This window comes from Paenibacillus sp. JT31N17, assembly GCF_056269255.1.
In genome coordinates, this window is record NZ_JBWDNP010000006.1 from 57,869 (window position 1) to 73,489 (window position 15,621).

10 protein-coding genes are annotated in these 15,621 nt (G+C 53.0%); 2 read left to right on the forward strand and 8 right to left on the reverse strand.

Annotation, left to right across the window (positions count from 1 at the left end):
• Nucleotides 1-16 precede the first annotated feature (16 nt).
• The 5 genes from AC0YOB_RS20185 to AC0YOB_RS20205 form a co-directional block, all read right to left on the reverse strand.
• Nucleotides 17-1,309 (reverse strand): ABC transporter substrate-binding protein, encoded by a 1,293-nt coding sequence (locus AC0YOB_RS20185; protein WP_475794276.1) that lies wholly within the window; start codon nt 1,307-1,309, stop codon nt 17-19.
• A 538-nt stretch (nt 1,310-1,847) separates the two neighbouring features.
• Complete coding sequence (locus AC0YOB_RS20190; RefSeq protein ID WP_475794277.1) at nt 1,848-2,612, reverse strand: hypothetical protein; 765 nt, start codon at nt 2,610-2,612, stop codon at nt 1,848-1,850.
• 145 nt (nt 2,613-2,757) lie between these two features.
• Nucleotides 2,758-6,093 carry an AAA family ATPase gene (locus AC0YOB_RS20195; protein ID WP_475794278.1) on the reverse strand — a complete coding sequence of 1,112 codons (3,336 nt, stop codon included), beginning with the start codon at nt 6,091-6,093 and terminating at the stop codon, nt 2,758-2,760.
• Nucleotides 6,094-6,425: 332 nt separating this feature from the next.
• Nucleotides 6,426-6,614 carry a YezD family protein gene (locus AC0YOB_RS20200; RefSeq protein WP_210037812.1) on the reverse strand — a complete coding sequence of 63 codons (189 nt, stop codon included), beginning with the start codon at nt 6,612-6,614 and terminating at the stop codon, nt 6,426-6,428.
• Between the two features lie 102 nt (nt 6,615-6,716).
• Nucleotides 6,717-7,736 carry an aldo/keto reductase gene (locus tag AC0YOB_RS20205; RefSeq protein ID WP_475794521.1) on the reverse strand — a complete coding sequence of 340 codons (1,020 nt, stop codon included), beginning with the start codon at nt 7,734-7,736 and terminating at the stop codon, nt 6,717-6,719.
• Between the two features lie 469 nt (nt 7,737-8,205).
• On the opposite strand from AC0YOB_RS20205, the gene AC0YOB_RS20210 reads away from it, so the two are divergent.
• Together AC0YOB_RS20210 and cysK are read left to right on the forward strand one after the other, a co-directional pair.
• A complete protein-coding gene (locus AC0YOB_RS20210; protein WP_475794279.1) occupies nt 8,206-9,549 on the forward strand; it encodes an LLM class flavin-dependent oxidoreductase in 1,344 nt (447 codons plus the stop codon).
• A gap of 31 nt (nt 9,550-9,580) precedes the next feature.
• Nucleotides 9,581-10,522, forward strand: coding sequence for a cysteine synthase A (cysK, locus tag AC0YOB_RS20215; RefSeq protein ID WP_210037815.1), 942 nt, complete (start codon nt 9,581-9,583; stop codon nt 10,520-10,522).
• A 61-nt stretch (nt 10,523-10,583) separates the two neighbouring features.
• Here the strand turns inward: cysK and AC0YOB_RS20220 are convergent, their stop codons facing one another.
• From AC0YOB_RS20220 to AC0YOB_RS20230, 3 genes are all read right to left on the reverse strand, one after another.
• Nucleotides 10,584-11,657 carry an isocitrate/isopropylmalate dehydrogenase family protein gene (locus AC0YOB_RS20220; protein ID WP_475794280.1) on the reverse strand — a complete coding sequence of 358 codons (1,074 nt, stop codon included), beginning with the start codon at nt 11,655-11,657 and terminating at the stop codon, nt 10,584-10,586.
• An 84-nt stretch (nt 11,658-11,741) separates the two neighbouring features.
• Entirely contained in the window at nt 11,742-13,559 is a 1,818-nt protein-coding gene (locus AC0YOB_RS20225) for an ABC transporter ATP-binding protein (protein WP_475794522.1), read from the reverse strand.
• Nucleotides 13,543-15,297: an ABC transporter ATP-binding protein gene (locus AC0YOB_RS20230; protein WP_475794281.1), complete on the reverse strand. Its 1,755-nt coding sequence runs from the start codon at nt 15,295-15,297 to the stop codon at nt 13,543-13,545. The genes AC0YOB_RS20225 and AC0YOB_RS20230 overlap by 17 nt, the downstream gene beginning before the upstream one ends.
• Nucleotides 15,298-15,621: the final 324 nt, after the last annotated feature.

Consider the following 15,621-nt stretch of genomic DNA (forward strand, 5'->3'; position numbering starts at 1 on the left):
TCAAGGTGGCTGACGCTTAGTGCGACAGCTGGCGTTTAATTTGATCCTGCGCGTCTGTCCATGCCTTCTCGGGATCCTGTTTCTTCGTATCTACATAACCGAGATCCTGAACCAGTAAATTAAGGACCATATCGTCTCTTGGGTCCGTATGCGCGACTTTAACATCCTTCGCCGCATCGGCAAATATGGGGCTCAGATCCTGATTTCCGAAAAATTCATTCTTATTCTCCATTTCCGGATTCGAGTAGACAGCAGGTGTAGAAGGATAATTACCGAATTCCTTATATCCCTTAACAAGATTGTCAGGGCTGACCAGGAATTTAATGACCTCATAGGCTTCCTTCGGATGCTTGCTTGATTTCAAGGCACCGAAGAAGGAACCTCCCTGATTGCCTACGCCAACCGGCGGATAAGCAATGCTCCATTTTCCCTTCGTGTCGGGTGCCGCACCAACCAAGTCTCCCACTGCCCATGAAGCCCCGCTAAACGAAGAAATTTTACTGTTATTCATCGCGGCATTCTTCTCGGAATCGCTGGAGTAAGGGAATGTCAAACCTGCTTTATAGGCTTGTACCGAATCATCCCAGACGCTTTTGATGTGATCCTGGTCGCCGATGTAATTGCCGCCTTCATCGAAGAAGCCTTTACTGTTCTGACCCAGGAGACTTCTGAATATATCTACGAGCGTTCCGGTTTGCGTACCTGTTTTATCCTTAACCTTTTGGAGAAGATTCATGTAATCATCCCAGGTTTTCACTTGACTCTTGATGTCTTCCGGCGTACTTGGCACTCCCGCGTTCGCGAACAAGTCGCTGCGGTAATAAAGGACAACCGGCGCGACGTCAATCGGCAGCCCGATCAGATACTGATCGTCGCTGGTTGCTGCCATTTTCCACTTCCAGTCCAGATATTGGGATTGAATATCACGGGCTCCCTGGTCATACAGATTGACGTATTTGTCTTTATACTCCAGCATGGATGAAACCCAGCTGTCCATCGCGACAATATCCGGTCCGCTTCCGCCGCCGGCTATTGTGGTTTTTAATTTGGTCAAATAGTCAGGTCCGGACGGAAGCTTCTCCGCCTTTATATCGATATTAGGAAAGTTTTTCTTGGCGGCCTCTATCGTTGAATCGGATATCGCGCCGTTCCAATACCAGAGATCCAATGTAATTTTTCCGTTTGCAGCGCTTTCACTTCCAGCATTATTGTTACCGGTATTGGTATTCGTATTATTTTGACCGCATGCGGTCACGACAAGAACAAAGCACATAGCTAACAGAACGCCGAACAAGGCTTTAGATTTCATTTGTTGTGTTCCTCCGATTCGATAAGTTCAGAAATGTAAGGTATGCGGTAAATCAGTTTACTGCTGCTTTTTCATGCTGTTTACGTAAGTATTCCCATGCTTGACACGAAAAATTCGATCCATCAAGCCTGTTAAACCACCGCCTTTTCAGTCCTGCTTTGAATAAAAAATTTTATGGTATCGATACCAGATTTGAATATGGTATCGATACCATAAATACTCCTCTTAAGCCCCCGAAATGTTTGAGAACGATCTGGTATCGATACCAGACGCGGCTTGTGTACAAGTATAATATCTTAAATGATGTTTGACAATAGCAATTATGTATTTTATGAAAATGCTCTTGCAGGTAATATTTCACTATGAAATAATTATAGGCTGTTCATCTGTGTTGTAAGTTCTCATCAAGATTGCTTACCGTGCATGCCCGCCTGACGCGTTCCCTCCGCTCCGGCAGCGGAGGGAAGCAGTCCGGATATCGAAACAGCGGCCGATCAAACGATCCCTTTTTTAGTGCATGTGGCTATTAAGTGTCATTTCATTTGCTGCTTGCTGCGCTGGCGGCAGGATCCCCGTTATCGAAATAAGACGTATCCATAATCCGGGCATAAATATATGGATTTAAATTATGGCTTTGCACATGAATTTTAATTTTTTCCAGACCCTCTACATTGAATATAAGCTGCTTCACATCATCTTCCGGACTGACGGCATGAGTTTCCAGGACAGTCGAGGCTGTCGATCCTGCATCATCCCCCACGTTATAAAGCGAATATTCCACATCATATTCTCCGGGGCTAATGACAGCGGCATCCAGGACGAGACGCTTGTATTTACGGTCAATCGTAAAAATAACATCCCCGTACTGGTCAATCTTCAAAACCTGCTGGAACTGTTTATCTTTCACCATTGTTTCTTTGGGGTCTTTGGTCAAAATGGCATAGATGTTGTCAATCTCCATCGGTGCGGCAAAAATCGGCGTCTTTTCTCCGAGTTTTCCTCCGATATAAATTTTTTGATCGGCAGCGTCAAAGTCGATCGGGACTTTCAGCGCTTCAGACAAAGCGCGGACAGGCAAGTAGGTGCTTCCATTATAACTGATCGCCGCCAGCGATTTGCCGGATGGATCTTTGGGCTGCCATAATTCACCCTTCAGCACAAACGACACGCTCCGGTTAAGAAAAGCATTGATCGGCTCCAGCTTGACCGCTGCATATGCGGATCCCAACGAGCTCGCGATAATGGCAGCTATGAACAAAACACCAATTTTAAACGTTCTCTTTTTCGTAAAATTCAGCTTCAATGAAATTCATCCTTCCGTAATGGTTTGGACAACTGCTGTATCGGTGGCGCAATCAATCTCCAGCTTCTATGGCTATCTGAATAAAAAAATCCCCCCTTTAGATACATCCTAAAGAAGGGAGCGCTTCAAAAGCGTTTCACATTTATCAGCCGTTTAAAAAACGGTCGATTTCATCCAGCATGCCCGGTGATATTCTTTTGGATCGGATGATCTCGGTTGTAAGCTTCGGCAGCGGATGCGCGGCGGCGGCATGGCACAGAGCGCTTAGCTCGCGGCAGCGGTCGAGATATTCCTGTTTGCCCGATTTCCGGTAACGATCTTCGTTCAACGTAAGCGCGGCGGTCCGCTGCTCTGACGATCCGGGATTCAGCTTCCATATGGCGAAGCGAATGGCAGCCTCTTCCTGCTGGCCGGGAAAGTGCTCCAGCATCCGCTGCAGCTCATCCGCTTGTTCGGCGGACGTGATCTGACTTAAATCAGCCTTCAACCGGATGAGAAGCAAATTGAGCCTGAATTGCATATCTCTCCTTTTCAGCCGATTTGCCAGCATAAGCCCTTCCTCCGCCGTCTCCACAGCGCTGTCGAATTGCTGGCGTCTCTGCTTCAGCAAGCTCATGGAATAAAGCGCTTCGGATGCAAAGTAAGGGGTGCTCAGCTGTTTGAACAGCCGAACCGAGCGGCCAAGCATACGATCAGCCTCCTCCAGCCGCTGCCGCTCCAGAAGCCTCAGCCCTTCAAAGCCAAGCATGATGCCTGCAATTCGCAAGTCCTTGACCCATACGGCTTCTTCCAGACAAAAAGCGATGCAGGGCGCCGCTTGCTCAAGCTCGCCGTGACAAAGATAATATTTGCCCAGCATGCCGTGAGCAATGGCAAAGCCCATACGATCTCCAATCGATTTGCTGATCTCCATCTTATCGGCAATGAAGCCGAAGGCCTGATTCATTTCATCCATGTCCATATACACCATCGCCAATACGCCCATAGCTTGCTCGATCGTATACTTGTCTCCGGTCTCCGTTGCCAGCGCGATTTGTTTCTTGATCCAATGAATCGACTGATCGTACTCGCAGCGGTCATAATAGATGTGACCAATAATACCGAAGGATCGGCAATCCTCCCTGGTTTGGTTTCCGATACCGGGCAATTCCATCCTTTTCATCAGATAGTAGAGGACCTCGTCGTACTTCCCTCTATAGTAATGCAGAGTACCAAGCGTTACATAGACGGTGCTGAGTCCGGAATAATCGTCCAGCAGCTCAAAGCAGCGCAGCGCCCGCTCCAAATGAAAGCTTGCTTCCTCATATTTTCCCTGCATTCGCAGACAGTTGCCCAGCGCAACGTCGCAGCGGGATCGCTCCTGAATCGTTGCGGAGCTTCCCGAACGTTCAAACCATTGTTTATAAATCCTCTCCGATTCTTTCCAGTTTCCTGTGATGATCAAGGCCTCGCCAAGCTTCATCAGAATGGGCAGAATCTGCCCGAAAGGCAGCAGAATGCACAGCTTCTGATAATAGTTGATCCGCGTTTCATTGGCGTAAATCTTCTCCGCCGCCAATGCGGCCATTTCATAATAGACAATGGCCTCCCTGTTCATGCCCGCAAGCTCAAAGTGCAAGGCGATTTCCGCGGCAGCGGTTTCAGTCTGCCCATGATGAAAAACGTTCAGGCTGTGTGCAATCTGCCGGTGGCATTGGCGGCGCCTGCTCTCGCTTTTCAGCTTGTACGCGGATTCCCTGATCATATCATGTGCAAAATCGTACTTCCCGTCCCCCGTTTCCTGCAGAACCTTCACCAGCACGAGCTGCTCTATCCGTTCCAGAACAGCTTCCTCTTCCATGTCTGTCAGGATCATCATAAACGCTGCCGATGCAGGCCTGCCGATTGCGGCCATGGCCGATACAAGCTGGCGATCAATGGGCGAGAGCCTGCTTAAGCGGTTCTCGATGACGGTGATTACCATTGGCGAAAGACGAAATTCGTTCTTGTCGCTGCCTGTTTGCCACTCCCTCATCGTTTCTACTATAAATAATGGATTGCCGCCCGTCTCTGCATATAAACCGGATGAATGGCGGTCGGCGAGGACATCGCCGACCGTCGCTGTCATCAGCCGTTTCGTATCTGTTTCGCTGAAAGGAGCAAGCTCGATTTCCGTCAGCTTCCGTTCGGTCCGCAGGCCGGAGAACAGATGCATGACAGCCCCGTTTGCATCCTCGTCTGTCCGCATTGTCGCGGCCACGAGCAGTTTGGTCCTGGAATCGCCGCGCAGAAGAAAGGAAACAAGCTGGAGCGTTTCCGTGTCGCTCCATTGGATATCGTCCAGGATGAGCAGCAGCGGCTGCTCGGCAAGCAGCATCCGTTCGATCGCCTCATACCATTTGTTAAGCTGCCAATTTTCCTGAACGGGATTTGGCGCCGGCAGGTCCGGGTATCGCTCAAGAAGCTCCGGCAGCAAGCGGGCTAATTCGGAAAGCCAGACCGGATTCAGCTGCGGCAGGGGAAGACTTCTCAGCCAGCTTGTCACCGGCGTATAGGACATGGACCTTACCGATAGATAGCAGCCGGCAAAAACCGTTTGAATTCCCCGGCTTTCCACCCATGCCATAAATTCACGGGACAATCTGGTTTTGCCGATTCCCGCCTCTCCCTTCAATACAATCAGAGAGGACTGGCCTGCCGCGGCTTGCTTCCAAACACTCAGCATGCTTTCCCATTCTGCGGTTCTGCCGATGAACGGGGTTTCGCTGTGCACGGCAGCCGCATGTCCGCATCTGTTCTGCACAAGTCTTTCAAATAGCTGCAGGGTCGCCTCCGCAGGACCGATTCCGAATTCCGCCTCCAGAACACCGTGCAGCTGCTGATAGGTTTGCGCGACGCCGGCCATATCATTCTTCAAGGCGTACAGCCTCATCAGCGTGCGGTAAGTTTCCTCTCTTAATCTATTTTGGATCAGCAGCTTATTGGCAAAAAATAAGGCCGACGAATATTCCCTTTGCGTTTCCAATATGGCGATCAGTTTCTCAAGAACATCGGCATACAGCTGCGCCAGCAATTCCCGCTTCGCATTGAGCCAATCCTCGTAATATCCGGGCAGCAGCTCCCCCCGGTACAGCTCTTCCGCTTGTTGCAGCATATGCAGGCTTTGGCCGTGCGCCGCCTGTTCAAATTCGTACACATCCGAATAACAGGGCAATTCATTATTCCAATGTAAATATGCGGGGGTAATCTTCAGATAGGGGTTAATTTGCGGAAAGCTTTCCCGAAGATCGTGGATGACCTTGCGTAAATTGGAAAGGGCCTGTTTCTCCGTGGAATCCGGCCAAAAATCAAAGGCAATTTGCCTTCTGCTCTGCGGCATGTCAAATGAGAGGATTAAATAGGCCAGCAGCAGCCTGGCTTTCCCGCCGGGAAGCGGCGTAATCACCTCGTCATTGAGCGCGATTTGCAAACTGCCTAATAACTTGAATCGGCAACCGGCCAAAAATGATGCCCCCCATCAAATCCGATCGAATATCGACTTGCTTTATTTAAACATTACCGCACACAGCCTTCCTGTCAATAGTCAAAAATATTAATATATTGCGAATGACAAGCCCCTGTTCATTCCCGGCTGATCCATCGACGATTTGCCGACTATCGGCATTTGATTATCCCTAATATAGACCAGCTCTCGCCCTGCATCCGGGACAAGTATACGGGCGAGTCTTCGCATAACGGGCAACTCCATGTGGAAGGTCATTCGTCCTTCAACTGCAATAAAGCCAGCCGTTCTCATTAAGAATGGGCTGGCTTTATTCATTTTCTGTTTACTATCTACGTACGGGGGGATTGTTTTTTGACACCGCCGGACGTATTATTTTCGAACCTTTTGCGGTCAGTCCGTTCAATCTGGACAATCCTTCCGTCATGCACCGTTATTTGAACAGAGCCATATTCCAATCCGTTGACCTGCTCCTCGACCTGTCTGATCCAGACTTCGTCCAATTCCAGTCCTTTCGCCACTTTTCGATCCTCTCCTGTTCGTTTATGGAATTCTTTCCTCTTCTATACGAATTGCATATCAGGCGGGCTCGATACGAGTGATTCCCAATTATATTCGTTCCATTATGACTTTGTTGCCGCCGTTTCGCGCAGCGTCTTTAGACTGCCGGGAACGCCCCGCGTAATCTCGTCAATTTCCGCAAGCTCTTCGGAAGTCAGCTTCTCCGCCGCTTTGGCAACGGAATCCGTTATATTCTGCGGGCTTGAAGCACCAAGAATAGCGGACGTTACATGCGGCTGGCTGATGACCCAGTTGAGCGCCAGCTGCGCCAGCGTCCATCCTTTCCTTGCTGCGATCGGCTTTAGCCCCTCTACGATCTGGAAGTTGCGTTCGTTCTCCAGCAGCGACTTGATCCGCGCTTCTCCCGCAGCACCGCGTGAGCCGGCCGGCGGCGCCTGATCGAACTGGTATTTGCCTGTGAGCACACCGCGGCCGAGCGGGCTGTATGCGATGATCGCCAAGCCTTCGGACGCTGCAAACGGAAGCAGCTCCTGCTCGATCCCCCGGGCTATGAGGCTGTATTCGGGCTGGTTGCTCTCGTAACGGTGCAGACCCAGCTGAGCCGATATGCCGTGAGCCTTGGCAAGCTGCCATGCGGCGTAGTTGGAAGCCCCGATATAGCGGACTTTGCCCTGGCGGACAAGATCGTCAAGCGCGCGCAGCGTTTCCTCGAGCGGCGTCTCTTTATCGAAACGGTGAACCTGATAGAGATCGATATAATCGGTTTTAAGGCGGCGCAGGCTGTTCTCAACCGCGCGAATAATGTGGTAGCGGCTCTGGCCCTGGTCGTTCGGCTCGCTGCCGACGCGTCCATGCACTTTGGTCGCCAGAATAATCCGATGCCTGCGGGCACCCAGCAGATGGCCAAGTATCGTTTCCGATTGGCCGCTCTCCAGCGGGTTGCCAAGGTCGGTTCCTTTGCCATATACGTCAGCCGTATCGATAAAATTAATTCCCGCATCGAGCGCCGTATCCAGCACCTCCGCCGATTTCGACTCATCGATCCAGCGGCCGAACGCCATTGTGCCCAGCGCCACCTCGGATACTTTCAGACCTGTCCTGCCGAACTTCTTCAATGAGATGCTCACTTAAATGCACGCTCCTTCTATCAGGAATTGGTAAAAATGAATAAATGCGTCTGCAGTCACCCCTCCGTTATGGATAGCAAAATGACCGGAGAGGCGCAGCTTCTTACGTCTCTCCGGTCGACCGGTCGATTATTTACTAGTAATCCAATAAATAAACTATGATTTAGAATATAGCATCGTCCATAATCTGTGTCAAGATGTGGAAAACGATTTTGCACATGAAGGATACAGCCAGTTATTGACGCCCTATCCGATTGGTGATAACATTTAACTTATTATTCCACTAGGATTACAAGCATATAGTTGACCAGACTGCTGGAGACACAAGGATTGAATTGTGTTCTCCTTTTTTTTGCTGTTGTCTGGCGTAACGATGAGCGTAAGCGCGCCTTCATGGTCGGAATTCTTGGTGCTTGCAGGCGATTGAGGAAGCACCAAAAAATACAGGGAGGGTTTCAGCGTAATGGGCAAAGCAAAGAAGCAGGTGCATTTGAATGTTTTTCTTCGGCAGGCAGGCCATCATGCCGCCGCCTGGCGGCATCCCAAAACGACGCCCGAACTCACCTTCGACTTCGGGTATTACAAACGATTGGCGCAAACCGCCGAACGCGGATTGCTTGATTCCGTCTTCATGGCAGACGGCTATGTCGGTACGGGACGCCGGCTTGAGCCTTTCACGCTCCTCTCCGCTCTCTCCGTGGCCACTACACATCTTGGTTTGATTGGCACTGTCGGAACTACCTACAACGAGCCGTTCCATGTCGCCCGCAAATTCGCTTCTTTGGATCATATCAGCGGGGGCCGCTCGGGTTGGAATATCGTTACCGGCCATACGGATGCGACAGCCTTCAACTTCGGCAAGGAATCGCATCTGGAGCATTCGGAGCGGTACAAATGGGCGGAAGAATTCGTCGAAGTAACAAAAAAGCTGTGGGACAGCTGGGAGGAAGAGTCGCTCGTCTTCGACAAAGCCTCCGGCATCTCCATAGACGAAGCCAAACTGCATGAAATCAATTTTGAGGGCAGCGTATACCGCGTGAAAGGGCCGCTCAACATCCCCCGTCCGCCTCAAGGCTATCCCGTTCTGGTACAGGCGGGTTCTTCAGACAGCGGCCGCGAGCTGGCAGCCCGGACGGCGGAAGTCATTTTCACTGCACAGCCTACACTGGCCGAAGGCCAGGCGTTCTATGCGGATGTCAAAGGCCGGCTGGCGAAATACGGACGCAGCGCTGACGAATTGGTCGTCCTGCCGGGCTTCAGCCCGATTATCGGCCACACCAGAGCTGAAGCCCAGGAGCTCGAAGATGAGCTGAACGCCTTTCACGATATCCATGACGCCGTAGCCAAGCTGTCCGAGCGCTTCGGCGTTGACTTGACCGGCTTTCCGCTTGACGGCCCGATCCCGCCTATCATCGACCCGAAAGGGATCGAATCCGTCAACGGCAGCAAAAGCCGGCACCAGCTTATATTGGATATGCTGCGCAGCGATTCCAGCCTGACGCTCCGTCAGGTTGTGAACCGGCTGGCAAGCGCGCGGGGCCATCTGACCTGTACCGGCACGCCGATCGAAGTCGCGGACGTCATTCAGCGCTGGATCGAGAACCGCGCAGCTGACGGCTTCAACCTTATGCCTCCCATCTACCCGGACGGCCTCGATATCTTCGTCGACAAGGTCGTACCCGAGCTGCAGAACCGCGGTATCTTCCGCACCGCTTACGAAGGCAGGACCCTTCGGGAGCATTACGGTCTGGCACGCCCGGCCAATTCCTACAGCATCGGCCCGGAAGAAGCCGCTGCGGCACCTTAACGATAATCCACTAGGACAGGAGCTCACCACGATGGCCAAAATCGCCACCAACCTCACCCAGCTGATTGGCAATACGCCCCTGCTGGAGCTGAGAAATTTCAATGCCAAATATAATGTCGGCGCTGTACTGATCGCCAAGCTGGAGTATTTCAATCCCGCCGGAAGCGTCAAGGACCGGATCGGCTTCGCCATGATCAAGGATGCGGAGGAACGCGGCGTCATCAACAAGGATACGGTCATTATCGAGCCCACAAGCGGCAATACCGGGATCGCCCTCGCCTTCGCGGCGGCCGCGCTCGGCTATAAATTGACCATTACGCTTCCCGAAACGTTCAGTATCGAGCGGAGAAAAATACTGCTTGCCCTGGGGGCCGAGCTTGTTCTCACGCCCGGCGCGGAAGGCATCGCCGGCGCGATCAAGAAGGCCGAGGAGCTCGCAGCTGCGACCCCGAACTCGTTCATACCGCAGCAATTCCAGAATCCGGCCAACCCGGAAATCCACCGCAGAACAACAGCGGAGGAAATTTGGCGGGACACGGACGGATCGGTCGATATTTTCGTGGGCGGCGTCGGAACCGGCGGCACGATTTCCGGTGTCGGCGAAGTCCTCAAAGAGCGGAAGCCTTCGGTCCGGATTATTGCGGTTGAGCCTTTCAGCTCCCCTGTCCTGTCGGGCGGGGAGAGAGGCCCCCACAAAATCCAGGGAATCGGTCCGGGCTTCGTACCGGACAATTTCCACCGCCATATAGCGGACGAAATCATCGCCGTGACCAATGAAGATGCGCTCGAGACGACCCGCAAGCTGGCGAGAAGCGAAGGACTGATCGTCGGCATTTCCTCCGGCGCGGCTGTCTATGCGGCTGTTCAGATTGCCAACCGGCCTGAGAATGCCGGGAAAAACATTGTCGTGCTGCTGCCGGATACCGGAGAACGTTATTTGTCAACCGAGCTGTTCCCCATCGAAACGATTTAGATATCCATCAGTCAGGAAGAACCGGTTATCGCCATTCTTGCCGGTAAAGCAATTTTCTTAACTAAGACCTGTCCATAGATTGGATGACAGCCTCCGCGAATTCGCTCGTGGAGGCTGTGCCATGCAGGTCGGCGGTACGGATGCCTGCGGCAGCTGCTCCCTCGACTCCACGTACAATCTGTTCCGCGATGCGCTGCAGCCGCGAATCCCCGTGCCGGCCGGCCAGCCATTCCAGCAGCAATGCCGAGGATAACAATATCCCGACCGGGTTCGCGATATTCCGGCCCGCTATATCCGGTGCCGAGCCGTGGGCGGCCTGCGCCATTGCAAAGTGATCGCCCGCATTGATCGCCGGCGCCATTCCCAGGCTTCCAACCAGCTCTCCCGCGAGGTCGGACAGAATGTCGCCGAACATGTTCGTCGTCAGAATGACGTCGAAGTCCCCTGCCCTTCTAACCAGATGGGCTGCGGCGGCGTCGATATGGTAATCGTCCACCCGCACATCGGGATACTGCGATGCGACTTCCCGGCAAACGCCGAGAAACAAGCCATATCCGAGCTTGATCACATTAGCCTTGTGGATAATGGAAACATGCTTCCGGCGCGACCTGGCCGCCTGAAAAGCAGCATGGGCAATCCGTTCGGCTGCTTTGCGTGTAAAGACGCCGGCCGAAATGACAATATCCGGCGTCACCTGCCACTCTCCCGTTCCGTACGCCATATTCCGGTCAGCGTAGAAGCCCTCCGTATTCTCGCGGTAAATAACGAGATCCGCCTGCTTCGCTACGCTGTCGATGCCGGGCAGCGTCCGGTTGGGCCGGATATTGGCAAACAGGTCGAAGCTGTGCCGCAGCTCGCCGCTCGGATTTCGGCCGGTCCGGTGTTCCACCGGATAGGAAACGGAATCATGAGGTCCCATCAACCAGCCGCAGCAATTCTGCAGCGCCTCCTTCGTCGCCTGCGGCAGCGGGTCGCCATACTGCGCGATCGCTTCAAGCCCCATCGGCAGCCTTACCCACTCCAGCAGCTCAAGCCCGCAGCTTCTCTCCGCAGCCCCTATCACCTTCACCGCCGCAGCGACGATTTCCGGTCCGATCCCGTCCCCTTCCAATACCCCAATGCGATAAATATCCATCTAACCGCCTCCTCATACTTATTAACCTGCAAAAACAAAAAATTCCCGGACCGCCCGTAAAAGCGGTTCGGGATAAGCGACCTGCTAAACAAGCACGCCTTGCGCATTCAAATACAGCCTCGCATAATAACCGTTCAGCTCCATTAATCGGTCATGGGCTCCCTCCTCCACGATGCGGCCGCGATCCAGAACAATGATTCTGTCGGATCTCCGGATCGTTGACAGCCGGTGCGCAATGACCAAGGTCGTCCTGCCCTCCGATACAATCCGCAGCGCGGACTGGAGCAGCTGCTCCGTATGCGAATCAAGATTGGCGGTCGCTTCGTCGAGAATCAATATTTTCGGCTGGAAAACGATAATGCGGGCAAACGAAATCAGCTGCTTCTCGCCGGAGGACAGCCCTGTGCCGCTCTCGGCAAGCCGGGTTTCGTAGCCATGCTTCATCCGCCGCACAAGCTGATCCACTCCGACATGCTCGCAGGCACGAGTAACCGTCTCCACGGGAATCGATTCATCGAACAGCCGGATGTTGTCAAGCACGCTTCCCGAGTAGAGAAACGGCTCCTGCTGCACGAGCCCGACGATCCGCTGCAGCGTTTCCTGCTTCAGACTGCGGATGTCGGTTCCGTCAATCCGGATGCTGCCTTCCTTCACATCGTAGAAGCGGCACAGCAGGCTGATCAAGGAGCTCTTGCCGGCTCCGGTGGCGCCTACGATTCCCAGCAATTCGCCTGGCCGGATATTCAGATTAATATCAGTTAACACCTTATGGCCGCTGCCGTAGCCGAAGGTTACACTGTTGAATTCCACTTTGCCCTCGACCCCAGCCTTCTCAACAGATGCGGCTTTCTCCGGATCGCGCACATCAGGCGACACTCCGAATATGCTCCAGATCCGGTTCACGGACACGATGGTCGACTGAATCGTATTCCACTGCTGGGTGATCGAGTTGATCGGCTGAAAAAACTGGCGGATATAGGTGATGAACGCGTACAATACGCCGAATTCGATATGACCTCCCAGCACAGCGCGGCCGCCGAGCCAGACGACAAACGCCACGGACAGATTGCCGAGAATATCAAACAGCCGGTTGAACAGCACCATTGTACGGACTTCGCGCAGGTTGGTGCGGTAGAAGGCATCGTTTCGCTCGGTAAACTGCCGCTGCTGCTCCTTCTCCTGATGGAATACCTGAATGAGGTTCATGCCGGAAAGATTCTCCGCGGCAAATGCGACCATCCGCGACAAGGCCGTCCGGACCATCTGATACGTCGTCCGCATATAGGACCGGAAGCCGTACGCAATCATCGTAATGACAGGCAGGACCAGCAGACAGAACAGGGTCAGCCTGATATCCAGCTGAAACATCAGCACAATGATGATCAAGAGAGTCAAGCTGTCCCGCAGCAGGCTGGCCAATACCTGGTTGAAAAATCGGTTCAGGCCTTCCGTATCACTGGACACATTCGTAATAAGGCTGCCGGTCGACACGCGGTCGAAGTAGGAAACCGACAGCTTCACCATATGCCTGAACATGCCGCTGCGGATGCCGGCCACGATGCTCTGCCCGATTTTTTGCAGCAAATTGTTCTGCAGATACGTGAAGACGAAGCTGACGACTGCCAACAGGAGATAGATGCCGCAAAGAATCAGCAGCGACCGGTAATCCGCATGATCAACGGTAAATACGTCATCGATGGCGATTTTGATCAAATAAGGCTGCAGCAAATCGGCCGATATGGACAGCAAAATAAAGAAAAACAGCAATAGAAACGACCAACGATGCGGCTTGGCGTAGGTGTAAAGCGCTTTGAAGGCAGAGCCGTAATCAAGCGCGGCATTGTTGTCCTGCGGGATGCCCGTCCGTTGGTCCTGCTGCCAATCGTTAACGGCCCTCGGCATTGGCATCCCCCTTCTCCTGGATATTGTACAGCTCCGTGTAGACACCTTCCGTGGAAACCAGCTCCTCGTGCGTGCCGCGCTGCACGATCCGCCCTTCGTCCATGACGATGATCTGGTCCGCATGCTTGAGCGCGCTGATGCGATGGGAAACGATCAGGGTTGTCTTGCCCTGCCGCCCGGCACGGAGCGAGTCGATAACCGCTTTCTCGGTAAGCGAATCGATAGCGCTGACGCTGTCATCGAGAATCATCACGGGAGCCTGCTTGAACAGCCCCCGGGCGAGGCTCGCCCGCTGCCTTTGGCCGCCGGACAGCGTCAAGCCGCGCTCCCCGAGCCTTGTCTCGAACCCGTCGGGGAACGCATTCACCTCGAGATGGATTTGCGCTTGAATCGCAGCTTCTTCGATTGCCGCAAGCTCCGCTCCGCGGTTGCTGAAGGCGATATTTTCACGGATCGAGGTGCTGAACAGGAAGCCGTCCTGCGGCACATACGCAATGCTGCTCCTGAGGCTCTCAAGCGTCAGATTGCGAATATCCCGGCCGCCTGCGAAAATCGTGCCTTCAGGCGGATTGTAGATCCGCAGGAGCAGTTTCATAAGCGTCGTCTTACCGCTACCCGTCTTTCCGATAATGCCTACCGTTTGACCGGGCCCTACCCTTAAGCAGATATCCGACAATACGGGCGAGGAGCCGTCCGGATAAGCGAACGACAGATTCCGGATTTCGATGGCGGCATGCTCTGCATCCTCCAAGCGCTCTGTCCCGGCATCGGCAACATCGGGCTCTTCGCCAAGCAGGTCGTTCAGCCGCTCCAGGGAACCGCGGGCACGCTGCATCGCATTGATAACATCTCCGATCCGCTGCAGCGGATTGATCATCATGCCGATATACAGGACCAGCGAGACGAAATCGCCAAGGGAAACAGTCTGATCCGCCGTCAAATAGCCGACCAGCGCGATCGCGGTAATCATCGACAGCGCCCCGAGAAACGGAATAACCGCCTGCAGGAGTGAAGAAACGCGCACCAGCTTCAGCTGGTTGTCGCGGATCTGGGCAACCGTTGCGTCGAAACGGCCGATCATGATCGCTTCCACCGCAAATTTTTTTGTGACCCGGATGCCGCTGAACTGCTCGGAGGCTGTTTCCGTCATTTTCCCGAGCGCTTCCTGCACATGGACGGAACGTTTACGGATGACGGGACCCAGCCAGGCAACGACCCATGGAATGAAGAGAAGCGGAATAACGCTGATTAGAATCGTGTATGCCGGGATCGGGCTAAGGATCATGGATACAATGACGGAAATAAGCAAAATCGATGAGTTCGTAATATGGTTGATGCCCATCGATATCGATTCTCTTACCGCTGTTACGTCGTTAATCAGATAGCTCAGAAGCTTCCCCACCCCGTACCGGGAATAATTGTTCAGACTGAGACGCGTAAACTGGACAAACAGCTTGTTTCGCGTAATCCGCTCGAACAATCTCCCCGAGTACATGATGAGAAATTGCCCGGTCCCCCCAAGCAGGCCGTAGCTCAGCGCGATCGCCACAATGAGCAGGCTGTAGTGCACAACCTCATCGAAGGAGAGCAAGCCCTTCTGAAGCTCATCCGTAAAGCTGCCGATTGTTCTGGGCATGCGCGCCAGAATTACATTCGCCGCCCCGATAACAAGGACGGCGCTGATGTACAAGTACCACCTCGACCAGATATAGCCGCTTAATATTCTCTGCTTACTCAACAAGCATTCACTTCCTGTATCTATCATTAATGTTGCGCATAAGAAGAGACGGCAGAAGCCGTCCTTTGGCTGTCGAGAACCCCCTGTTTTATGTACGGGGTCTAAAAACTTCCTTATCAGTCTCAAAAGTGGATTCATCAGAACGTTTTAAATCGATTTTTTGTTTAAAAGATGGGTCTCTCCATACAAGAATTGAAGTGTCGAAAATGCCTCTGGACTTTCTCGATACTTTGAGTCGGCTGAAGCCGTCCTTTGGCGGCAAAGTTGGTTTCTTCCCCCAATCTATCAGAAATGGGCATGACATATTTTTTTACTTGCTGATAC